This window comes from Streptomyces sp. NPDC031479 (assembly GCF_055581065.1).
Map to the genome: position 1 here is coordinate 55,029 of NZ_JBVIKC010000028.1, position 21,984 is coordinate 77,012.

19 protein-coding genes and 2 pseudogenes are annotated in these 21,984 nt (G+C 71.4%); 13 read left to right on the forward strand and 8 right to left on the reverse strand.

Annotated elements, in window-relative coordinates; translation table 11 throughout:
* Positions 1–93: 93 nt before the first annotated feature.
* Positions 94–249, reverse strand: a complete 156-nt coding sequence (locus tag ACZ5D2_RS26835) for a hypothetical protein (RefSeq protein WP_371675188.1) — start codon at positions 247–249, stop codon at positions 94–96.
* Between ACZ5D2_RS26835 and ACZ5D2_RS26840 the strand changes: the two genes are divergently transcribed.
* The 4 genes from ACZ5D2_RS26840 to ACZ5D2_RS26855 all read left to right on the forward strand — a co-directional run bounded on the left by ACZ5D2_RS26840 (position 176) and on the right by ACZ5D2_RS26855 (position 6,723).
* Positions 176–1,642 carry an IucA/IucC family protein gene (locus ACZ5D2_RS26840; RefSeq protein WP_468932735.1) on the forward strand — a complete coding sequence of 489 codons (1,467 nt, stop codon included), beginning with the start codon at positions 176–178 and terminating at the stop codon, positions 1,640–1,642. The genes ACZ5D2_RS26835 and ACZ5D2_RS26840 overlap by 74 nt on opposite strands.
* Positions 1,643–1,739: 97 nt before the next feature.
* Positions 1,740–2,393 carry a class I SAM-dependent methyltransferase gene (locus ACZ5D2_RS26845; protein WP_468932682.1) on the forward strand — a complete coding sequence of 218 codons (654 nt, stop codon included), beginning with the start codon at positions 1,740–1,742 and terminating at the stop codon, positions 2,391–2,393.
* A gap of 1,074 nt (positions 2,394–3,467) precedes the next feature.
* Complete coding sequence (locus tag ACZ5D2_RS26850) at positions 3,468–4,994, forward strand: FAD-binding oxidoreductase (protein ID WP_468932685.1); 1,527 nt, start codon at positions 3,468–3,470, stop codon at positions 4,992–4,994.
* Between the two features lie 202 nt (positions 4,995–5,196).
* Positions 5,197–6,723: a hypothetical protein gene (locus ACZ5D2_RS26855; RefSeq protein WP_468932688.1), complete on the forward strand. Its 1,527-nt coding sequence runs from the start codon at positions 5,197–5,199 to the stop codon at positions 6,721–6,723.
* Here ACZ5D2_RS26855 and ACZ5D2_RS26860 read toward each other — a convergent pair.
* On the reverse strand, positions 6,677–7,072 hold the full coding sequence (locus ACZ5D2_RS26860) for a hypothetical protein (RefSeq protein ID WP_468932690.1): 396 nt from the start codon (positions 7,070–7,072) through the stop codon (positions 6,677–6,679). The two genes, ACZ5D2_RS26855 and ACZ5D2_RS26860, sit on opposite strands and share 47 nt — an antisense overlap.
* Positions 7,073–7,116: 44 nt before the next feature.
* Entirely contained in the window at positions 7,117–7,644 is a 528-nt protein-coding gene (locus ACZ5D2_RS26865) for an HXXEE domain-containing protein (protein WP_371675193.1), read from the reverse strand.
* A 138-nt stretch (positions 7,645–7,782) separates the two neighbouring features.
* On the opposite strand from ACZ5D2_RS26865, the gene ACZ5D2_RS26870 reads away from it, so the two are divergent.
* Positions 7,783–9,207 (forward strand): sensor histidine kinase, encoded by a 1,425-nt coding sequence (locus ACZ5D2_RS26870; protein WP_468932694.1) that lies wholly within the window; start codon positions 7,783–7,785, stop codon positions 9,205–9,207.
* On the forward strand, positions 9,204–9,884 hold the full coding sequence (locus ACZ5D2_RS26875) for a response regulator (protein WP_371675195.1): 681 nt from the start codon (positions 9,204–9,206) through the stop codon (positions 9,882–9,884). The genes ACZ5D2_RS26870 and ACZ5D2_RS26875 overlap by 4 nt, the downstream gene beginning before the upstream one ends.
* Before the next feature lie 222 nt (positions 9,885–10,106).
* On the opposite strand, the gene ACZ5D2_RS26880 is transcribed toward ACZ5D2_RS26875, so the two are convergent.
* Positions 10,107–10,976: a site-specific integrase gene (locus tag ACZ5D2_RS26880; protein ID WP_468932697.1), complete on the reverse strand. Its 870-nt coding sequence runs from the start codon at positions 10,974–10,976 to the stop codon at positions 10,107–10,109.
* Between the two features lie 684 nt (positions 10,977–11,660).
* Here ACZ5D2_RS26880 and ACZ5D2_RS26885 point away from each other — a divergent pair.
* From ACZ5D2_RS26885 to ACZ5D2_RS26895, 3 genes are all read left to right on the forward strand, one after another.
* Positions 11,661–11,873 carry a hypothetical protein gene (locus ACZ5D2_RS26885; protein WP_371675198.1) on the forward strand — a complete coding sequence of 71 codons (213 nt, stop codon included), beginning with the start codon at positions 11,661–11,663 and terminating at the stop codon, positions 11,871–11,873.
* Between the two features lie 76 nt (positions 11,874–11,949).
* Positions 11,950–12,108 (forward strand): hypothetical protein, encoded by a 159-nt coding sequence (locus ACZ5D2_RS26890; RefSeq protein ID WP_371675199.1) that lies wholly within the window; start codon positions 11,950–11,952, stop codon positions 12,106–12,108.
* Positions 12,109–12,276: 168 nt separating this feature from the next.
* Positions 12,277–13,761, forward strand: a complete 1,485-nt coding sequence (locus ACZ5D2_RS26895; protein ID WP_371675200.1) for a phage terminase large subunit family protein — start codon at positions 12,277–12,279, stop codon at positions 13,759–13,761.
* A gap of 2 nt (positions 13,762–13,763) precedes the next feature.
* Here ACZ5D2_RS26895 and ACZ5D2_RS26900 read toward each other — a convergent pair whose 3' ends face one another.
* The 3 genes from ACZ5D2_RS26900 to ACZ5D2_RS26910 form a co-directional block, all read right to left on the reverse strand.
* Positions 13,764–14,147 (reverse strand): abortive infection family protein, encoded by a 384-nt coding sequence (locus ACZ5D2_RS26900; RefSeq protein ID WP_371675201.1) that lies wholly within the window; start codon positions 14,145–14,147, stop codon positions 13,764–13,766.
* Positions 14,148–14,358: 211 nt separating this feature from the next.
* Positions 14,359–15,129, reverse strand: a complete 771-nt coding sequence (locus ACZ5D2_RS26905) for a transposase (RefSeq protein ID WP_371675202.1) — start codon at positions 15,127–15,129, stop codon at positions 14,359–14,361.
* Positions 15,130–15,163: 34 nt separating this feature from the next.
* Positions 15,164–15,577, reverse strand: a complete 414-nt coding sequence (locus ACZ5D2_RS26910) for a hypothetical protein (protein ID WP_371675203.1) — start codon at positions 15,575–15,577, stop codon at positions 15,164–15,166.
* A gap of 193 nt (positions 15,578–15,770) precedes the next feature.
* Between ACZ5D2_RS26910 and ACZ5D2_RS26915 the strand changes: the two are divergent.
* A pseudogene (locus ACZ5D2_RS26915) lies at positions 15,771–16,523 on the forward strand (transposase).
* 66 nt (positions 16,524–16,589) lie between these two features.
* Here the strand turns inward: ACZ5D2_RS26915 and ACZ5D2_RS26920 are convergent.
* Positions 16,590–17,159 carry an SMI1/KNR4 family protein gene (locus ACZ5D2_RS26920; protein WP_371675204.1) on the reverse strand — a complete coding sequence of 190 codons (570 nt, stop codon included), beginning with the start codon at positions 17,157–17,159 and terminating at the stop codon, positions 16,590–16,592.
* Between the two features lie 285 nt (positions 17,160–17,444).
* Between ACZ5D2_RS26920 and ACZ5D2_RS26925 the strand changes: the two are divergent.
* From ACZ5D2_RS26925 to ACZ5D2_RS26935, 3 genes and pseudogenes are all read left to right on the forward strand, one after another.
* Positions 17,445–17,816: pseudogene (locus ACZ5D2_RS26925) on the forward strand (transposase family protein); the annotation flags it as partial.
* A 296-nt stretch (positions 17,817–18,112) separates the two neighbouring features.
* On the forward strand, positions 18,113–18,625 hold the full coding sequence (locus ACZ5D2_RS26930) for a hypothetical protein (RefSeq protein ID WP_371675205.1): 513 nt from the start codon (positions 18,113–18,115) through the stop codon (positions 18,623–18,625).
* A gap of 3 nt (positions 18,626–18,628) precedes the next feature.
* Entirely contained in the window at positions 18,629–21,478 is a 2,850-nt protein-coding gene (locus ACZ5D2_RS26935) for a M48 family metalloprotease (RefSeq protein ID WP_468932706.1), read from the forward strand.
* Positions 21,479–21,984 lie beyond the last annotated feature (506 nt).

The window sequence follows — 21,984 nt, forward strand, 5'->3', positions numbered from 1 at the left end:
TCTTCAGTATCCGTGATGATGAAGTGATCATCCGGCAAAACGATACGAAAGGAACGGGACCCTGGACCGCACCGCGCACGTCCCCGACCCCGATCACACCACCCCGGCCCCGGTCGCCACCGGCACCCCGGCGAGCACGGCCGCGACCGGCGGCGAGGAGGCGGTCCGCACCGCGCTGGCCGGCGTACGGCCCTCGCTCGGAGCGGCGTACGAGGCCTCCCTGGACGGCGCGCGGTCGGCCGTGCTCACCCGGCTGTGGCGGGCGCTGGCCTTCGAGCCGCTGCCGTGGGTGGCGCGCCGGGAACGCGGGCCGGACTCCCTCACGCTGCTGCTGGCCGGGGGCGGACGGCTGGAGGGCCCGCCGGCGGACCCGTACGCCACCGGCGACCTCGTCACCGGGATGCGGCTCGACGGGCGGACCCACCGGCGGGCCGCGGGGCTGGTGGAGGCGCTCGGAGTGCCCCACGGGGCCGCCTTCGCCGCCGAGCTGGACGACAGCACCGCCTCCCTCGCCCTGTCCCGGGCCGGACGGCCACGAGGTCCCGGTGCGGAGCCGCGCACCGGCTGGGAGTGGGAGCAGACGGTGGTCGACGGCCATCCCTACCACCCCAACTGCCGCTCCCGGCCCGGGTTCTCGGTGGCCGAACAGCTGGCGTACGCGCCGGAGCACCGGCCGCTGGTCGGGCTCGGGCTGGTTCCCGTACCGGTCCGGGAGTGCCTGGTCACCGGGGACTGGCCGGACCACCTGCGCGACGGGGACCGGATCCTGGTGCCGGTGCACCCCTGGCAGGCGGAGCACGTCCTGAAGGGCGAGGAGGTCCGGGCGGGCGCTCTCCCGGCACATCCGCTGATGGCGCTGCGCACGCTGGCCCCGGCGGCGGGCGGCCCCCATGTGAAGACGGCCCTGAGCACCCGGCTGACCTCCTCCGTCCGGGACATCTCGGAGTACTCCGTCGAGACGGCGGCCGTGGTGTCCGCCTTCGCGCACGCCCTGACGGAGCGGCTCGACGGCCGCCTGCACATCACCCGGACCCTCGGCGCGGCCACCGCGCACAGCCCGGACCTGGCGGCGGTGCTCCGCGAGGCCCCGGAGGCGTACGCGGGGCCCGGCGAGCGGGTGGTGCCGGTGGCGGCGCTGGCCGGCACGGAGCTGTCCCGTTCCGCCGTCTGGCAGGCCGAGTTCGCCCGCCTCGCGGTGTCGGTGTGCCTGAAGGTGCTCGACCTCGGGGTGGCCCTGGAGGCCCACGGCCAGAACCTGCTGCTGGTCATGGGTCCCGACGGGGCACCGCGGCGGCTCGTCTACCGCGACCTCGCCGACATCCGGATCAGCCCGGCCCGGCTGGCCCGGCACGGGCTGGCGGTGCCTCCGCTGTCGGGCCGGCTCGTCACGGACGACGAGACGGTGTTGCGGCGCAAACTGTTCGGCTCCCTGGTGGCTGGGGCCCTGGCCGCCACGGCGGGTTCGTCGGGCGCTCTCGGCGAGGCACTGGCCGGGGCCCTGGACGGTCTGCCGCCCACCCCCGACTCGGAACTGCTGAGGAGCGGGCCGCTGCCCGTGAAGGCACTGACCCTGATGCGGCTGAGTCCGGGGGTGCCGGGCGACCAGTGGGCGGAGCTCCCGAATCCGCTGACCGGCGGCTGACGGGCGGCCGACGGGCGGGGGAACAGGTCCGGTCGGCGGCCCGTCGAAGGCTTCCGGGGGGTGAGACCCGCCCCCGGGCGGGCTACTGTTCAGGGGCATGACAGAGAGCTCGCGCCTGAGTGCCGTTCGGGCGTCCCACGACGCCGTCGCCGTCGACCACGCCCGGCTGTTGACGGGCGTCCTGGAGGCCGCGCCCCTGGACCGGGCCATGCTGGGCGCCTTCGCCGAGTGCGTACGCGGTGGGGGCGGCGGGGCCGTCGCGGACCTCGGCTGCGGGCCGGGAGGGATCACGGCCTACCTGAACGGTCTCGGCGTACGGGCGTTCGGCGTCGACCTGTCCCCCGCGATGGTGGCGGTGGCCCGGCGGAGTTATCCGGGGCTTCGGTTCGAGGTGGGCCGGATGGCTTCGCTGGACGTCGCGGAAGGGGCCCTGGGCGGGGTAGTGGCCTGGCATTCCACCGCGCACGTCCCGCCGGGGGAGCTTCCCGCCGTCTTCACGGAGTTCGCCCGGGTACTGGCTCCGGGCGGGTACGCGCTGCTCGCGTTCGAGGCGGGGGACGGGCGGCGGCTGCCGGAGCCCGCCCACGGCCATCCCGTCGACCTCGACGTGTACGGGACCCCGCCCGGCCTGGTCGCCGAGCGGCTGGCGGAGGCGGGACTGACGGAGGTGGCCCGCCTGGTCCGCGAACCGGTCACGAACGAGACCGGCCCCCACGGCTTCGTCCTGGCCCGCAAAACCCCTACCGCCTGACCCGGCGGGGCTGGTGGGGCCGACAGGGCTGGTGGGGCCGATGGGTCCGGCAGGTCGGGCAGGTCCGGAGGGTCCGCCTGACCCGCCTGACCCGGCCTGACCCGGCCTGACCCGCCTGAACCGGCCTGAACCGGCCTGACCCGCCTGACCCGCCGGGTCCACCGGGTCCACCGGGTCCACCGGGTCCACCGGGTCCACCGGGTCCACCGGGTCCACCGGGTCCACCGGGTCCACCGGGTCCACCGGGTCCACCCGTACCTGACGAGGCCGCGGCCCGCCACGCCGTGGTCCGCACCCCGAGGACCCCGGACCGGGCTGGCAGGCCAGGCAGTCCGGGCAGGTAACGGCTGGGCCGTACCGTGCCGCCCCACCATGGTGTGGTCCGCAGCACGAGAGGCTCGTCCCGGACGGGACCGGCCGAGAGGGCGGGGCCGGACAGGCAGGCCGCGCGAGGCAGCTCCGCCATGCCCTGGTCCACAGCGGGCCCCTGCCCCGGGCACTCGCCACCACGCACCCGACCTGACCGGTCGGCCGGGTCGAGCGGTCGGGTCGGGCGGGTCAGGCGGTCGCGCCAAGCGGGCTGGCCGCGTCGGCGCCTCGACCCCGGTCGGACGCCTGCCCACGGCCCGAAGTGGCTAGCCCCGTGCCGCCCCGGCGGAGCCGGTCCGCCCTGCCAAGTCCGCGCCGCGCCGCGCCGGGTGCCTCCCCCGGGCCGGGTACCCCGCCACCCCCGGCGCCGCCCGACCCACCGGCCCGAACGGGCAGCAGCCCGGGGCCGCACACAGCCGCGTGCCTGGCGCCGACCTTCCCCGGGCCGCCCGCCGGGCCCGCTCCCGGTCAGGCTCGGCACGAGGACCCCGCTCGGGGCGCGGGCCCGCCCCGGGACGCAGACACGACTCGGGACGCGGGCCCGGCTCGGGGCGCGGACCCGGCTCCGTGGGCCCGAGCCGCTTCGGGTGCGGGCCGCCAGGCCGCCCGGCACGGGCGCTCGAAACGTAATCTGTTCGGCTGACAACACGATTTCGGCGGGCCCGCCTTCGCCCCGATGGGGCCGGGCAGTGGGAGGAAGGAGGAATGAGCCTCCCACGCCGCCGGGTCCTCGCGGGCACCGCCGCCGCCGTCCTGGCCTCCGTCGGCGCGGCCGTCCGGTCCCCGCGGGGCAGCGCCGACTTCGGGGCGCTCGCCCGCGCGCTGGACGGGCGGGTGGTCCTGCCCGGTGATGCGGACTACGCCGAGGCCCGACAGCTGTTCCAGCCCCGCTTCGACTCCGTCTCCCCCGCGGCCGTCGCCTACCCGGCGCACGCCGGGGACGTCGCCGTCTGCCTGGACTTCGCCCGCCGGTCGGGCGCCCCGGTCGTACCGCGCGGCGGCGGCCACAGTTACGCGGGCTGGTCCACCGTGGCCGCCGGTCTGGTGGTCGACGTGGGGGCGATGGCCGGTGTGACGGTCGAGGGGGGTGAGGTACGGGTCGGCGCGGGTGCCCGGCTCTCCGGTCTGCACGCGGCCCTCGCGGCGGACGGTCTGGGCGTTCCGGCCGGGCTGTGCCCCTCCGTCGGCATCGCGGGGCTCACCCTCGGCGGTGGCCTGGGCCTCTCCTCGCGGGCCTACGGGGCCACCTGCGACCGGCTCTCCGGCGCCCGGGTGGTCACCCCGGACGGGGTGGTGCGGGAGGTCGGGCCGGGTGGGGACCCCGATCTGTACTGGGCCCTGCGCGGGGGCGGCGGTGGCAACTTCGGGGTGGTCACCGAGTTCCGGCTGCGCACCCATCCGGTCACCGACACCGCTTTCGCCGAGCTGCACTGGGCGGCCGCCGACTCCCCGGCGGTGCTGCGCGGGTGGCAGCGCTGGCTGGGCGGGCTGCCGGACCCGTTCTGGAGCCAGGTGGAGTTCGCGGTGGAGTCGGGGGCCGGGGCCGCCGCGGTGCCCGCCGTCCGGGTCGTGTGCCTCGACGGGCGCGGGGAACTGGAGCGGCAACTGACGCGGCTCACCGACCTGGTGGGGCGGGGGCCCCGGGACAGCTGGACCGTCGTACGGAGCTACGCGGACACCGTTCGGGCCATGGCGGGCTGCGCCGACCCGGCCCCCGACCGGTGCCGGCTCCCGGGCCGGCTGCCCGGCCGGGACCCGCAGGGGCGGCTGGGGCGGGACTCGTACGCCGCCCGCTCCGACTTCTGGGGCCCGTCCGGGCTGGCGGAGCCTGCGGTCACGGCGGTGCTGGCGGCCGTCCGGCGGTACGCGGGGCAGGCGCCGCGCGGCGGACTCGGGGTCGTCCAGTTCGACGGGGTGTGCGGCGGGGCCCTGAACCGGGTCGCCGCCGCCGACACCGCCTTCGTCCACCGCGGCAGTGCCTTCCTGGCCCAGTACCTCGTCTACTGGCCGCAGTCGGCTCCGGTGGCCGAGGTGGCCCGCCACCGGGCCTGGCTGAACGGGCTCTGGCAGGACCTGCGCCCGTGGGCGGGCGGCGCCGCGTACCAGAACTACGCCGACCCGGAGCTCGCCGGCTGGCGCCGGGCCTACTACGGCTCCAACCTCCCCCGGCTGGAGGAAGTCCGGCGGGCCTACGACCCCGACCGGCTGTTCCGATTTCCGCAGGCCGTCTAGTGCCGCGGCCGGGAGCGTTCGCCGGGCCGCGGCGTCCGGTGCGGTGCGGTACGGGGCGGGAGGACCGCGGCGCGTACCGGAGGTACTCGCGCGGTCCGACCACGCGGTGCGGTGCCGCACCGGACGCCGCGCCCCGGCGAACCCGCCGGTCGCAGCACCAGGTCAGCCGGGCCGTCCCGGCCCACACCCTCAGGAGCGAGACATGCGACGTACGTTGACGCTGGCGGCGGCCACGGCCGCCGCCGCGCTGCTGCTGCCCGGCGGGCCGCTGCCCGTCGCGGAGGCGGGCAGTGCGCAGGCGGCCCAGAGCCGTTGGACCGCGCGCGAGGCCGCCGCCTTCTGGACGCCGGAGCGGATGGCCGCGGCCCTGCCGGTTCCGGACCCCGTCCCGGTACCCGTCGCCGACGGCGTTCCGGCACCAGTTCCCGATCCCCCGTCGGCCGCTCCCGCGAAGGGCGGCGGCGCGGCCGACGGCGCCACGGCGGGCAGCCCCGCGGCGGCCGGTCCGCCTCCGACCGGTCCGCTTCCGGGCGCTCCTACGGCGGACGCTCCGGCTACGGGCAACCCCGCGGGCGACGACCCCGCGGCCACGAGCCCCGCAGGCACCGGCCCCGCCGGAGCCGACCCGGCGGCCACGAGCCCCGCGGCCGCAAGCCCCACAGGCACCGAACCCACGGGCACCGAACCCGCAGGCACCGAACCCGCGCCGGGTGTGGCCGCCACTCCCGCGCCCCCGGAAGCGCCCGCCTCCCCCGCCGGTTCCACCCCGGCCGCCCCCGTGGCGCCTGTGGCCTCACCCGCCACACCCGGCGACACGACCGCCCCCGCGGCCCCCGGCGCCCCGGTGCCGCCCCCGACCCCGGCCTCGACCCCGACGATCCCGACGCCCCAGAGCCCCACCGGTCCCACCGCCGACCCGCTCCCCTCCCCCACCGCCCCCTCGCCGTCGCCCGCGCCCGCCGCGCCCACCCGGGCACCGGCCGGGCCCGTCCTCGCGCCCGCCACGGCCGGGGTCGGCCAGGACTTCGACGGGGTCCCGGCAGTCGGCCGGATGTACGTCATGAAGGGCGCCGGGGCCTACTTCTGCACCGCCAGCGTGGTCTCGTCCCCGGGCCGCAACCTGGTGCTGAGCGCGGGGCACTGCCTGCTCGGGTCGGACACCCGCCAGGTGGCCTTCGTACCGCGCTACACCCGCGCGAAGCCCCGGCCGTACGGCATGTTCCCGGTCCTGCGCGATTCGGCGGGCCGCTCCAAGGTGTGGATCGACCAGCGCTACAGGACCCAGGGGGCGGAGAAGGCCGCCACCCTGGACGTGGCCTTCGCCGCCGTCGGGCCGAACGCCTCCGGCCGCGCGGTGGAGGACGCCGTCGGCGGCAACCGCCTCCTCACCGGAGCCACGTTCACCCACGCGAAGGTGACCCTGATCGGCCATCCCGCGTCGGCGGCCCGCCCGCGCGTGTGCGTCAACCGCACGACCAAGTTCACCAGCACCGACCCCGGGAGCCCGGGCTCGTTCCTGCGCATCGACTGCACCGGCTACCCGGGCGGGACCAGCGGCGGCCCCTTCATCACGCGCTTCGACGACCGCACCCGGACCGGCGACGTGGTCGGGGTGATCGGCGGCTGGAAGACGGGCGGGCCCACCGCCGACACCTCGTACAGCTCCTACTTCGGCGCCGAGATCAGGAAGCTGTACCAGGCGGCGGTTGCCGGGGCGAAGGGGGCGTGAGCACCCGCACCCAGCGGGTGCGGCGCGGGTTGCCGACCGTGCGCGCGACCACCGGGACCCCTTCGGCGCCCAGCAGCTCCGCGGGGGCCAGCGCGAGCTGGCGGCGCAGGTCGGCGAGGGCCGCGTGCACGGGCGCGAGGATGACCTCGGCGCGCGGGTGGATGTGCGCGAGGGCGTGCGCGGTGGTCTCGATGGTCTCGGCGGCGTCCTCGGCGGCGGTCCGGCTCCACCCGCCGGGCTCGTCGCCGCTCCAGGGCACGACGGCGTCATAGAGGTGGCAGGCGGCATCGGCCGCGGCGTCGGCCCGTTCACCGACGCCCGGCGCCGCGATGGTCGGCAACAGCTCCATGCCCGGTCAACGAGCGGAGCCCGCCGGGGGAACGAACCCGGCGGCTACCGGATCCGCCGGGCCACGGCGTGCGCGCCCGCGGCGGTCGCTGCGGCCATGGCGAGGGAGACGGCCAGGTCCCGGGGGCGGGTGGGACGCAGCACCCCGGCGCGGCTCAGCCGGCCGCGCGCCCAGAGGGTGAAGGGGACGACCACGAGCGGGGAGGTGACCACGCCGGGGGTGTATCCGCGGGTCGCGGCGGCCTGCGCCAGGTGGACGAGGCCGTGCAGGCCGAAGCCGTCGAGGGCGCTCTGGTAGAAGGCGGAACGGCCGCCGGTGCGGTAGCCGTCGGCGGCGGCCGCCGTGACGAGGACGCCCACGAGTCCGACGGCGGTGGCGAAGTCGCGGCCGTCGACGTCGGTGACACCGCGCCAGAGCCGCTCGGGGACCCGGGGGTGGCGGGCGCGGAGCGCCGGGACCCGGGTGCGGGACCAGCGGGCCATCGTGGCGACCTCCTCCAGGTCGTGCACGGCCCAGGCCGCGAGCAGTCCGAAGGTGGCGAGGGCGGGGGCGTTGGTCTTCCGTGACGTCACGGGAACACAGTCTGCGGGTGAGGCGGCCGTGGCGGAAGGGAAACCCTCGAACTCGTGATCATGGACGAGCCGGCTCCGAGGGCCCGCCCCCGCGCTTCGCGCCCCGCGCGCCCGCCCGGCGCATAGGCTGTACGGATCATGAGCCTCAAACCCCGCATCCCGGCCCGTGTCCGCAACCGTAAGGTGCGCAAGGCGCGCGAGGCGCGCGAGCGGCAGGAGTCGCGCGAGCCGGACGGGCCGCACGGCTCCCGCGCGCGGCGCGGGGGGCGGGGGACGGACCCGCTGGACCGGTTCGCGGTCGTGCTGCGGACGCCCGCCCGGCCCGGCGAGGCACTGTTCGCGCGGGCACCCAGGCGGTGGCAGCGGATGCTGCCCTTCACGGTCGTCGGCATCTTCGTGATCACGCTGCTGCCGGTGACCATCGCGGTGCTGAGCAACGACTACGGGGTGAACGGCGGCTGGGCGGGGGCGCTGGGCGTGGCGCAGACCGTTCCGCTGCTGCTGGCGGTCACCCGGCCTGTGCCCGCCTGGGTCATGGTGCTCTTCGCCGACGTCGTCGGGGCCGTCCTGCTGATCGGCGCGGACCGGGTGGGCGGGCAGACCTGGCCGTGGCCGCCGATGGTGATCGTCGGCTACCAGGTGCTGATGGTGTGTCTGGGGCTGCGCGAGTCCATCCGGACGCTGGTCCAGGTGTGGCTGGCGACCGGCGCCGCCGGGGTGGTGCTCGGCTTCTCCGAGCCCGCCGGCGTGACGAACACCGTGGCGCTGCAGTTCGTGCTCAGCGGGGCCGTACTGGCCCTGACGGGTGCGCTGCGGCAGCTGGGCGACGCCCGGCAGCGGATCGCGGAGCAGGAGAGCATCAGCGAGGCGGAGCGGGCACGGCGCACGCTGCTGGAGGAGCGGGCGCGGATCGCCCGGGAGTTGCACGACGTGGTGGCCCACCACATGTCGGTCATCACCGTGCAGGCCGATTCGGCCCCGTACCGGCTGCCGGGCATGGCGGAGCCGGTGCGGGAGGAGTTCGCGGCGATCGCGGCCGGCGCGCGCGAGTCGTTGGGCGAGATGCGGCGGCTGCTGACGGTGCTGCGCGGCGACGGGACGAACGGCGCGGAGGGCGCGGGCGGCGAGCGGTTCCCGCAGCCCGGGATCGGCCGGATCCAGCAGCTGGTGGAGGCGACGGTACGGGCCGGGCAGCCGGTGGAGCTGTCCCTGGCGTCGGCCGCGGCCGAGGCGGTGCCGCCGGCCGTGGACCTGTCGGCGTACCGGATCGTGCAGGAGGCCCTGGCGAACGTGGTGCGGCACGCCCCGGGGGCACGGACCCGGGTCTCGGTGACCCGCTCCGCTCCGGGGGGCGACGTGCTCGTGCTGGTGGTCAACGGTCCGGCGCGGGACGCGGTGGTGGAGGTGGAGGTGGAGAGTTCGGGCACGGGGCACGGTCTGGTGGGGATGCGCGAACGCGTACGGTTGACCGGAGGGACCCTGGACACGGGCCCGCTGCCCGACGGCGGATTCCGGGTCGCCGCCCGGCTTCCCCTGAACGACGCCGAGAAGGAACCGAGTTGACCATCCGCGTGATCATCGTCGACGACCAGGCCATGGTGCGGGCGGGGTTCGCCGCGCTGCTGTCGGCGCAGCCCGACATCGACGTGGTGGGCGAGGCGCCCGACGGCCGGGAGGGGGTGCGGGTGTCGCGCACCGTCCACCCCGACGTGGTGCTGATGGACGTACGGATGCCGGAGCTGGACGGACTCTCCGCGGCCCGGCAGCTGCTCGATCCGCCGCCGGGGGTGGTGCACCGGCCCAGGGTGCTGATGCTGACCACCTTCGACATCGACGACTACGTGTACGAGGCGCTGCGCGCGGGCGCGTCGGGGTTCCTGCTCAAGGACGCCCCGCCGGCCGATCTGATCGCGGCGGTCCGGGTGGTCGCCTCCGGCGAGGCGCTGCTGGCACCCTCGGTGACCCGTCGCCTGATCGCGGACTTCGTGCGGCAGCGGCCGGCGCCGCGCAAGGATCCGGCGCTGCGGCTGAACGGTCTGACCCCGCGGGAGACGGAGGTGCTGGAGCTGATCGCGCGCGGCCTGTCGAACCAGGAGATCGCCGCGCACCTGGTGCTGGCGGAGCAGACGGTCAAGACCCACATCGGCCGGGTCCTCGGCAAGCTGGACCTGCGCGACCGCGCCCAAGCGGTGATCTTCGCGTACGAGGCGGGCCTGGTCCGCCCGGGCGACACGACCTGATCCCCCGACCCGGTCCCCGGCCCCACCGCTCCGGGGCCTGTTCCGGGGCGGCCTCTCCTCCACATGCGCCGCTTCGGAAGAACAGCGTCCAGCAGGTTAGCCGGAAGACGATGGAACACCTCTGAACAGCAAAAACGTATAAGAGTGGCCTCCCAGAAGGGCTTCCGGGAGGCCACTTTGCGTCTCAGGGGGACAGCAGGGGGACAGAGCACCAGGCAGCTGTCATGCCGCCTCCTCTCCGCCCCCTGCGATGAGCGTCATCGGAGGCCGCGCGCCGTCACGCAGGGCTCCTACCCCAGCGTCCGGCGGTTGGTGCGCGCGCGGAACGAGGGCGACCGGAGCATCGGCGGCCTCCTTCTCGAACTGGGGCATCAGGCTGGTGTACGTGTCCCGAGTGAGAGTGAATGATGCGTGGCCCAGTAGGGCCTGGATCGCCTTCATGGAAAGGCCGGCTGCAAGGCTCAGGGATGCCGCGCAGTGGCGCAGGTCGTGCAGGCGAATGGGGTGCATGTCGAGTCTCCGCAGGAGGCGGTCGAAGAGTTTGGACACGTTATCGGGATGCCACGGAGTGCCGTTGTCTTGGGTGAATACGTATCCGCTGTCGACGTAGGGGCCGTACTTCTGGGGGTTGCGCTGGTGCTTCGCTTCCCATGCGGCTCTCTCTTCCTTCTGTACCTTCCGCCAGGTCGCGAGAAGGGCGTGCGTTGCAGAGTCGAGGGCTGTGGTTCGTCGACCGCTGCGGCTCTTGGGCGTCTCGCCGTACATCTGGTGCGTGGTGTCGGCAACAAGCTGCTCCACGATGTTCGCGGCCCCTTGGACCATGTCAACCTCTGCCCATTTCAGTCCTGCGGCTTCGCCTCGGCGGGGACCGCGGAAGACCTGCAGGTGCCACATTGCGTACAACCGGTGGCTTGCGGCGGCATCCAGAAACTGACCCGTGAGTTCGGGGGTCCAGACCATCACGGGGCTGGGCTTCTGGCCGGTCTCACGCCAGCGAGCGACTCGCTCCTCGGTCCAGACGACGGCGAGGGGTTTCTCGTATCGCGGAAGGGCGACCTGGTCGGCCCAGTTCTGTGCGATCAGCTTTTCCATGACGGCGGTTTTGAGGGCGGCCGAGAGTGTGTTGCGCTAAGCGTCAGAGCTTGGTCTTGCCGACGACGAATCCCCCGGCAGCCTGGTACCTGTGCGCTCTGCCGATTCCGTGGGACTGGGGCAGGAACGCTCACCTCGGCTTCGAGCATGTACCAGCGCGGAGTGGGAGGGGGACGCCCTCGTGCCGGGCCTGGGAGTACGGCTGCGGAACGCGCAGCCCATTACTGGGTGAGGGGGAGCACCCGATCCCTGCCGGCGAACCGCTACGGCAGGCCCGGCTGTTCCGAACGTGCCGGAACTGGCAGTTCGGATGGTGGCTGAGACAAAACCGCCACGTCCCGGCAGCTCTGGCAGCAGCACCCCCAGAGGAGCGGTCAGGGGGGACACAGCTGTCGTTCGAGGGCTAGCTGACGGCACTTCTCGGACAGTGACTGAAAATCAGTCTTGAATGGCGGTCCGGCGGCCGGTAATTTCACCTGGCCGCCGGACTGCTGTTTGGCGTGGCATGGAGTAACGCACAGGAGAGCTAGTTGCGCAGCAGGTTGAAACCCTGCCGCTGACTCGTGAAACGCGGGCCAGCGGGGTTTGCTCATCTGGTTGCCCCACTGGGGCACCGACCGAGGGAGGCGTATGCCCTCGTCCGGAACACCAGGTGACCTCGCTCGCGTATACGAGGAGTACCTCTTGCTGGACCGTTTGATCGACCTCCTGTCGCAGACCCGGACCCTCCGCGCCGTGCTCGACTTCTGCACCATCGTCGTGCGCATGCTGCCCGCCTTGGTCGTGGTGGTCGCGCTCATCCCCTCGTTCGTCGTCTTCGCGTTCATCTCCGCCGGCGCGCGCAGGTCCGTCCTGGAGATCGTGGACCGCCTCACGAAGTGGACGCTCGCCCGCTAGCAGCTCGTAGCCCCGCCGCCGCCCTCCGATACAGGATCATGGAAGGGCGGCGCGGGGGTTTTGAGGAGCTGCGCACATGGGCCGCCCCAACAGGGCCGCACGAGCCGCGATCACCCAGCGGCGTACCGATGCCATCGACCTCAAGCCGGCAGGCATCGACTGGCTGACCATCGGCCGAAAGCTTGCCGCGGACCCGGCAATCAACAGCGACGGGATCGCGTACCCGCAGGGGTAGGGCATCGAGGCGTACCGGCGCGGCGCCGAGCCGCCGAGCGACGGCCGCTTGATCGAACCGGCCTGGATGAGCTGGAACGGCTGATCGCGCTGGCTGGCGACACCGGATCTGAGAGTGCGGAGGGCTGACGAGGCTGCGGTTCTCCAGCTGTACCGCACGCTTCCAGCGTTGCGCCGCCGTGAGATCGCCGCAGCTTCCACCCCACAGCTCCGTGCCCAGCTCGCCCGTATCGAGCGGGACATGGCGATGGACCGCTCCCCCGGAGCGATGGCGGCCGTCCTCACCGAGGGAAAGGAGATGCAGGCCCCGCACCTGGGGCTGATCGACGCTGCCTTCGAGCGGGTCTCCGCCGGAGTGCCGACCCGACTGCTGCTCACCATGCCGCCCCGGCACGGCAAATCCCGTCGTGCCGCCCGGTGGGCGCCGCTTTGGTACCTGCGGCGGCGCCCCGAACACCGGGTGATGATCGCCTCGTACTCCTCAGACCTGGCCGATGGCCACGGCAGGTGGATCAGGGACGCCATCCTCACGTACGGCCCGCAGATCGGAATCGACCTGCGTCCCGGCTCCTCCGCCGCCAACCGGTTCGACCTGCTCGGTACCGAGGGCGGCGCGGTCATGGCCGGCGTCGGCGGCGGCCTCACCGGCAAGGGCGCCCACCTGGCCGTGGTGGACGACCCGATCAAGGACGCCGCGGAGGCTTCCTCGCCCACTATGAGGCGCCGCCTCTGGGAATGGTGGCAAGCCGTCCTTCTGACCCGCATCGAGCCCGGCGGGTCCGTCATCCTCATCCAGACCCGCTGGGATGAAGACGACCTCGCCGGCCGAGTGCTGGCCGAGGAGCGGCATCGGTGGACCGTCATCGACCTGCCTGCCCTCGCGCTCGCCGAGGACGACGCGCTCGGCCGCACCGTCGGCGGCGCACTCTGGCCGGACCGGTACGACGAGGGTGCCCTTGCGGAGATCCGCGCGTCGGTCGGCGAGCGAGTGTGGTGGTCGCTCTACATGCAGCAGCCCCGTCCGCAGGACGGCGGCGTCTGGGACTGGGCGTGGATCACCGACAACCGGATCTCGGCCGCCCAGCTGCGCGGCATCGACCTCAGCAGGATTGTCGTCGCCGTCGACCCGGCCGGCGGCGAGTCCGCTGTCGGGGACGAGACCGGCATCATCGCCGCAGCCCGCGACACCGACGGACATCTGTATCTCCTCGATGACCGCAGTGGAAACAGGGGCGCGGACTCCTGGGGCAGAGAAACGTGCCTGCTGGCGATCGAGCTTCGGGCGGACGCGATCGTGGTCGAGTCGAACTACGGCGGGGACATGAGCCGCCAGGTGATCGCGCAGGCGTGGGAGGACCTACACCGTGAGCACAAGACCGAGCAGATGCTGATGCCCGCGGTCCTCCCGGTCACCGCGAAGAAGGGCAAGAGGTTGCGGGCCGAGCCGATCGCCCAGCTCTACGAGCAAGGACGTGTTCACCATGTCGGGCAGTGGCCGACCCTGGAGCAGCAGATGGTGACCTGGGTCGCCGGCACGGACAGCCCGGACCGCATGGATGCCGCCGTTCACGCGCTCACCGAGCTGGCCAGTCCTCAGCACGGCGGAGCGGGATCCGGCGGCTACCGGGACGGACGGCTGGACGGCCGCCGGTAGCTTCAGCTCGGCTGTTGAGCCTCGTACGCCTCCATGTAGAACGTGGCTGCTGCCGCTGCTGCTGAGACGACCAGTCGGGCAGTGGCCACGTCGGGGGCAGGACCTTGGCTGAGTCCGTGCCCGGTTCCCAGCCCCTCGTTCCGTAGCTCGCCAGCTCCGATCACCATCGTGGTCAAGGACTGGAGGATCTTCCGCCGGTATTCGGCACCTGGTTCGTCACGGCGCACTCCCCCGGCGTCGAGGCCGAGCGAAACGGCTGCTGTCTTCACCAGCTTCGGGAGGTCCTCTTTGGTCTCCTTGCCGTTTCCATGAAGGCCAAGTACCGCTTTCAGCACTGACTCCAAGAGCTCCTTGGCGGCCCCGATGGCTAGCGCGGGGATCGTCACGGAGGCCCTGGCGGATACGCGTCGCGTGCCGGTGTACGTCCTGGATCCCCAAGGTTTCCGCCGGTCCCTGAAGATCGTCCACGATCGCTTCGGAGTGATATGCGCCGTAGAGCTCTTGGTGCAAGGCGGGGTCGTTCATGGCTAAGGGCTGTCCCGTAAATGATCGTTAGGTCGCCTCGGGTGAGGTCGGCCGTCGTGCGGGACCGCCGGCCTATCCGGCGAGGGCGAGGTTGTGCATCCGTGCGATGCCGAGCATCGCGTGGTGGACGCCGTCGCCTTTGAGGCGGCAGTCGCGGAGGATCTTCCAGGTCTTCATGCGGGCGAAGACGTGCTCGACGCGTGCTCGGACCTGCTTGTGGGACCGGTTGTGTTCCCCTTTCCAGTCCGGGAGTTGCTTCTGGCCCTTCGTCTTTCGGTGCGGGATGACCAGTCCGGTGCCCTGGTAGCCGCCGTCGGCGATCGTGGTGGTGTTGCCGACGGCGGCCTTGGCGCCGGACTCCTCCCAGCCGCGGGAGTCGTGCCGATTGCCCGGCAGAGGCTGGCCGACCACCACAACGAGGCGGGTGTCCGCGTCGATGACGACTTGGTGGGCGGTGGAGTACCGGTAGTTCTTCGACTGCTCCGCCACGGAGTGGTCGCGGGTGGGAACCAGCGTGCCGTCCACGATGAGCACGGTGTCCTTGGTGAACCGCTTTCGGGGCTGGAGCGCGAGCATCGGCCCGAGGTGGTCGATGATCCGGTCCGCCGCCGACTTCGACACCCCGAACAGCGGGGCGAGCTGCCGCATGGTGAGGTTCGTGCGCCAGTAGGCCGCGACCAGCAGGGCCCGGTCCTCCAGCGGAAGACTCCAGGGCCGACCCTTGCGGACGGCGTCCGCACCCTTGCGCCGCAGAACCGTCACCAGCTTTCCGAAGGCATGAGGGCTCAGTCCGGCGAACGGGGCTATCCAGGACGGCTCCGACGCCGTGATCACACCAGCCATACCAAGATCATCACATCGTGATCAGCGAGACGATTCAGATGCGGGGGCTGAGTCGCAAGGCCAGCCGGCGGCGTAGACGAGCAGAGGCCCCGCGAAGCGTCCCGAGTCTGGCCACCTCCTCCGCCTCAAGCTCCAGACGGCCGGCGAGTGCCAGCACGGCTGCGTAGGGCCGCTCGCCCTCGTCGAGCTTCGCCGCCACGGCATCGAGGACAGCGCGAAGAACGATGGAGTCCGCGGAAGGATGTTCCGCCAGCAGGTGAAGAAGCCTGTTGTCGTTCCAGACACTGTCGCGGGCTGCGCTCAGGTCAGAGAGGACGGCGGACGGGGTATGGGGATTGGCTGCCAGGGCCTGCCAGACAAAGGGGTACGGGCACTGCGCGAGACGCTGCAGGGCAGAGCTGTCCCTCTCTGTATGTGCAAGGGCCAGGTAGTCAGTGGGGGTGGGCACGAGGGCGGCCTCTCGGGGTGGTCGAAGCCGTCATCTTGCCACCGCTCGTCTGCTGCCAGCTCAGGCAATCGTGTTCAGAGTGGCCACTGATCGAGTGACCCTGGCCGAGTCAGGATGAGGACCGCAACGCACAGGGCTCCCGCGCCGTTGAGGGAGGTGTTCGACGTCTCAACCCATTGGCACAGGAGCCCTGTTGGTTCCCCATCCCGCTGCACTCGACCTGCCTCACGCCCTGGTCGAGTGGGCATCCATGCTCATCGTCACCCCCGTGAGGGTGACCGACGCTGCAAGCTGCCGCCCCACCAGCGCAGCCTCGTCGGCCTGGTCTACCTACGCCGGCACGACACGCTCGCACAGATCGCCGCGGGCTTCGGGATATCCGTCGGCACCGCCCACGCCTACGTCACGGCCGTCGTCGGCCACCTGTCCCGCCGGGCGCCCGGACTGCTGCGTGTCCTGCGGGAGACCGATCCCGATTACGTCCTGCTCGACGGGACGCTCGCCGAGTGCGACCGTGTCGGCGACAGCCGGGCCGACTTCTCCCAGAAGCACCGCCGTCACGGCGTGAACGTGCAGGTCGTGGCCGATCCCACCGGCAAGCTGCTGTGGATCTCACCCGCGCCTGCCCGGCCGCACCCATGACCTGGCCGCGGCCCGCACCCACCGCATCATCCGGCTTTGCGAACGCCAGGGAGTTCCGATCCTCGCCGACCGCGCCTACATCGGGGCCGGCCCCTGGGTGACCACACCGATCAGACGGCTCCCTCATCAGGACCTCACAGCGACCCAGCAGACGATCAACCCGGCCCTGTCAGCAGCACGTGCACTGGTCGAACAAAGCATCGCGCGACTGAAGTCCTGGCGAATCCTCCGTAGAGCCCGCTGCAGTCCCAACCGCATGACCGCCGTCGCCGCTGCCATCCTCACCCTGGAACGTCAGCGCTGATGAATCTCATCGCCGTTCCAGGGCGAGGACGGATCGGCAATGGCCGCCATCCAGTTAGGAGCCGTCTCACGACCAGGCAAGTCGACCTTCGGTGAACCGACAGACCGGGAAGCTTCCTTCGGCGATCCTCGTCAGCCTCTCCGCTACGGAGTCGAAATACTGGGCCATCGATTCGTACTCGCCCGTGACCGTGGGCTCCCCCACGAACCATCTACCGACGCGCCCGTCCCGCACATCGACGAACTTTCCCATCCAGCCGTCCTCGTCCGACAGGAACGGGATCCACTCGTTACGCCAGAACGGGTAGTCCGGCTGGTCCGGAGGGTCGAATCCACCGGACACGGAGCGGTTCGCGTAGAGCCTCTCAATCGCCCGGATGCCCAGAAAGAAGCTTCCCTCGTCGGGGAACCCGTCGAAGCCGCAGCACATCACGTCGTCGTCGACGTCTTCCTCCGGCAGATCCAGACTGTTCTGCAACAGCCACGTCCGCAGGTCCCCATAAAGGGAGATCCCCATCCGTTCCTCGGCTGCCGCGAGCATCTGCTCCGTAGCGGGCCCCGGCAGATCCGCGTGATCGGCCGGCGCGTGCTCCCGAAGAAGACTCATCACACGCGACCAACTCTCAGCCACACTCATCGCCCTCTGCCCTCTCTACAGGGATGTCTCCGTCCGACTACGCCACTGCGGAGGTTGGGAAGACCGGCCGGAGAACCTTGCAGGGATGGTACTTCGAGCATGCGTTCCAGCCCTTCCCGTGATCATCTTCCGCCCCGAAGCGCAGGGCCGTCCCCTCAGCGAAGTGACCGCCCTCAACTTTTCACAGACAATCGACCGTGCCTGGCGGGCCCAGCCTCGGAGCTTCCAGGGCTCAAACGAGGGCCACGGTGTCACCCTGGAGCGGCGAAGCTGAAAACGCTCAATGAGACCGCCGACCTCTTGGCAGCCCTCGCACCCACCCTGGCCGACGCCGTCCGCGCCGCCCCGACGAAGGCGTACATGCTCCTGGACGGCACACTCCTGCCGATCGACCGCACCGCCGCGGACCGGCCGTTCTACTCCGGCAAGTACAAGGGACACGGGATGAACGTGCAGGTCATCGCCGACCCCTTCAGCCGGCTGCTGTGGGCATCACCGGCTCTGCCCGGCGCCGTCCACGATGTCCGCGCGGCCCGCGAACACGGCATCGTCGACGCCCTCACTGAGGCCGGCATCCCGTACTGGGCCGACAAGGGGAACCGAGGTGTCGGCGGCACGGTCCGCACCCCGTGCTGGGGACGATGGGAGACCCTCTCGAACACGGGATGCGGACGACGCTGCTGGCGCCTCGGCCATCCGCAGGTTCACCGATACGAGCAGGCTACCGGGCAGCGACTGGCAGCGGAGCGGCCGTGTGCACCGGCCAGGGGCACCGAGTCGGCGCCTGAACCGACCGGACATGCCCTGGGCGGAGCCCCTGTGTCCAGAAGCCGCTGTCGCCGTCGGCACCCAGCTGCGAGGCGTCTTCTCACGGCAAGACCGGCGTTGCATACTCTCATTACTCTGCGGCTGGCACGGGGGACGGAGGCGCCGCAGGAGAGGGGGACGGAACCATGGTCAGCGTGCGTGATGTGGTGCGTGCGGTGGTGGCGGAGCATGCGCCGCACGAACTGCCCCTCGTAGAGGGCATGCTTCGCTTCGACGACGAAAGAGCAGTGCGGATCCTCGCCGGTCGGGGGCGACGCAAGGAGCCGCTCGGATTCGGCCTTGCTGAAGCTTCCGCGCTGGTCACCCCCATCGTCTGGCTGGCGCTCGACCAGGTTGCGCGGCATGGCGTCGATCTCGTCACCGAAAGTGCGGCCGCCCGGTGCCGACGATTGCTACGGAGGCTCTTACGAAGAGGGGCGGGCGCACCGCCCGCCGAGCTGAGGGAACTGGACGCCGTTCAACTGACCCGCATACGGCAGCGCATCCTGGAGCGTGCGGTGTCGCAGGGCATGAGCCAGACCGAGGCCGAAGCACTGGCGGACGCGGTGATAGCCCAGCTGGTGACGGAGCCGCTTACGACAGGTTCGCAGACATGCTCAGGACCGGACGCCGACCCCGACTCCGCCGACCCCACCTGATCCGTGCTGACGCGGCTGCCCCGACTCCTGCGCTCCGGTGTCATCGATACAGGACTGCGTTTCGTCCTCCTCATCACCCTCGCCGTCGCGTCGAGCGTCGCCATGCTCAGCGTCATGCTGAAGTCGAGCAGCGACCACCTCTCTGACAGCAGCCTCGGCTGTTTTCTGGCCGCCGGGATGGACCCGAGCAGGGTTGATCTCGAGAATCTGACTCTCACCGGGCGCCGCTATTCCTCCGCCCTGGACGAGTGTCTCTCTCGGGTGCCGCCGTCGCGGGTAAGCGCTGCGGGCCTTGTCATCGCGGTCCTCGGGTTGGTGGTCGCCGCGGTTGTCGTCTACGTCTGGCTGCTGCCACGCTTTCGGGATGCGCGTACCCGGCCGGTGGACGATGCGACTCTTGCGGCCGAACTCGCCGAACTGAGTGTCCTCAGCGAAATCGGCCCGGGTGTGCGCTTCAGAGAGGACCCGACCCGCACGACCGCGGGCGCAGTGGCCTACGGCCGCGCCGGCCGTTACACCGTATGCCTCCACACAGGCCTGATCGTGCGCCGAGCCAGTGACCCAGACGGCTTCCGAGCCGTCGTCCTGCACGAACTCGCCCACATCCGCAACCACGACGTGGACTTCGCATACGGCAGTACCGCCCTGTGGCGCGCCTGCGTGGTGGTCGCCCTGCTTCCCTGCCTTCTCCGAGAGGGGGGCCTCCTCGTCATCAGCCTGCTGGACACAGGAAGCTCACCCTTGTCGGGCGATGCATCCGCCTTCCGGCCTGCGCTGGTCTCCAACGTCGCCCGGTACCTTCTCTCCGGACTCCTGCTCGTGGCGATAGTGCACCTGGCCCGCGCGAACCTCCTGCGCCGCCGGGAACTCCACGCCGATCTGCAAGCGGTCAGCTGGGGAGCAAACCCGGCGGCCTGGGACCACCCCGATCCTTCGGGGCCGGTGGCGGCCCCGCTACGGCGCCTCACCACGCTGCTGCGCACCCATCCGGACTGGGCCGAGCGTCGGCGCGTCCTGGCACGACCCGGGCGGATGTCGGACCCTGGCTCCCTTGACATGTTGCTCGTCGGAGTGGCGGCGTGGCTCCTTGTCCGGCAGCTCAATGCGGCACCCGGCCTTGGCGGATCAGCCATCCCGTCACTTCTCACTGCGCTGTTGGCCGCACCCGCCCTGGTCCTCGTCCCTGCCAGGTCCACCCGACAGGGCTCTGGGCCCGGCGTCCGCGCCGGACTATGGCTGGGTGTGGGTCTGGCAGTCGGCGTCTTTGTCGTCGGTGGCAACACCGCCTCTGTATGGCTGGTCAGTCAGCCGCAGTACATGGTGTGGCTGGTACTTGTTGCCGTGGTACCCGCGGTCTGGTCGGCGCAGTTTCACCGGATGACGCTCACCTTGAAAGGGGCGGGACCACGCGCCGTAGCGATAGCCCTGAACTTCCTTGCCACGCTGTTCCAGCTGTGGGCCGGGCTGCTCTGGTGGGAGAAGAACGGTTCTCTGCTGTCATTGGGCTACGCAGACAACGACAGAAGGGTGGCTGAGTGGATCAATGACACATTCACGGGCCCGTGGCAGGACTTCTCGCACGAGTTATCGGCGATCGACACTCTGTGGCACATCCTGCTGCTGCCGCACGAGACCGTTCCCGGGATCGCGGCGCTCATGATGTCACTCGTCCCCCTGCTGCCTTATGTGCGCGGCAGGAGGGTCGGCCTTCGCCTGCGGAGGATGCTTGCGACAGGATTCGCGGGCGGGCTCCTGTGCGCGTTGGGCTTCCTCGCGGTGGCCTTTGCGCTGCGTTCACGGAGACCTGCGGCCATCATGGAGCGAGCGGGCGCGTACGGAACCGTCCTCATGTGGGGGCAGATGCTGGCCCTCTGCGGGGCCTGTGCGATCACGGCAGCCATGGTCGCAGGGGTTTCCCGAAGTTACTGGCTGCTGCGTGCGCTGCTCGCCACCCAGGTGCTGCAGTACACGGCATACGCCGCCTTGTACCTACTGGGTTCCGCGGACGGTTGCCTCGGCCCGTCGAACATGTACGGAAACCGGTGCCATTGGATCCCAGCCAACGGCTTGACTGCCGTGAAACTGATGGCCACTCAGTCGCTTGCCGTTACTGTCTTCCTCTCCGCGTTCGCGGCCCTGGCCGGTGCCGGCCTTGGCCGGGCAATTCGGAGACTCCGTCTGAGAGTACGACCGTCCGCCGTGCCGCGACCCGCATCAGCAGCTCCGCCGCATCCCTCGCCGTCCCAGGTGCCCCCTCCGCCGGGCAGGCGGACCTGGCGTCCGCTGCTGAGGCGAAGCGCTGTGCTCGCCCTGGGCCTTCCCGGCGCTCTCCTGGGCATCGTGGCCCAGACGGACATCCTCGACCCGCCGCGCAGCATCCCCACACCAGCCGACAGTCCTGCCGGACTTCAAACGCCCCCTCCGGCACGGACGAGTGCCGAGATACAGCGATGGCAGGCGAGGGCATGGCTCGCCATGGGCGGCCTGGACCGCGATGAGGCCATCGGCTACGCCTTCGGCGCAATCGGCGACGCCCTGACCAGCAAAACCAGTACGGACGAGCAGATCCACCAGCTTTGCGGGGACCTCGATCAGCAGATCTCCACGATGCAGAAGTTCTTCCCGATTCCCCTCAGGGACATACAGCAGATCTACTCCCAGGGACTGCGCCGACTCCAGCGCGGGAGCCAGGACTGCAAGGACGCGTTGAGTACGAGCAGGGGTGCGAAACCCCTGACACACGACGAGCGGGTCCGCCTGTTCGACACGTCGCTTGACGAGATGGAAGACGGGGTGAGAACCGCCATGGACGCCATGTCGAAGCTTGCGGAGATCGTCACTAAGAGCTCGTAACAGGATCATGACCGGTGTTTCTTGAGTCGTCGCCAGAGCGCAACCCGGCACCCTGCACACCGACTACTGCGACGTCGCCCGTTGCGCGCTCACCGGCTTCCAGTGCGGCTCCTGCCACCCGGGCATCACCTGCCTCACCATCTGGTCCGGCCGCCGGCCCGGCACCGACGAGTGCGAGGAGTACGGCTTCTACTACCGAGCCGTGGCCGGCCGAGCCGAACCCTGCGACGCCAGCGATGAAGGGGCCGAGCACGACTACAACCGCCTGTACTCCGAATGCACCTGGGACGCCGCCCAACAACGGATGATCCTGCCCTCGTGAAACCCGAATACCCTCGGGCTCTTGCAAGAGCCGCGAACTGAGTGCGCTGGTCATCTCAATGTGTTTCCGCAGTTCAAGATGCGGGTTCCTCAACACATCGAGGCCTGTCCCTCGTCTGCATGCCCTGTAGGGGGACGCGGGGGACACACGGGGGACAGAAGTCCCCGGAAACCTGGGGAAAGAC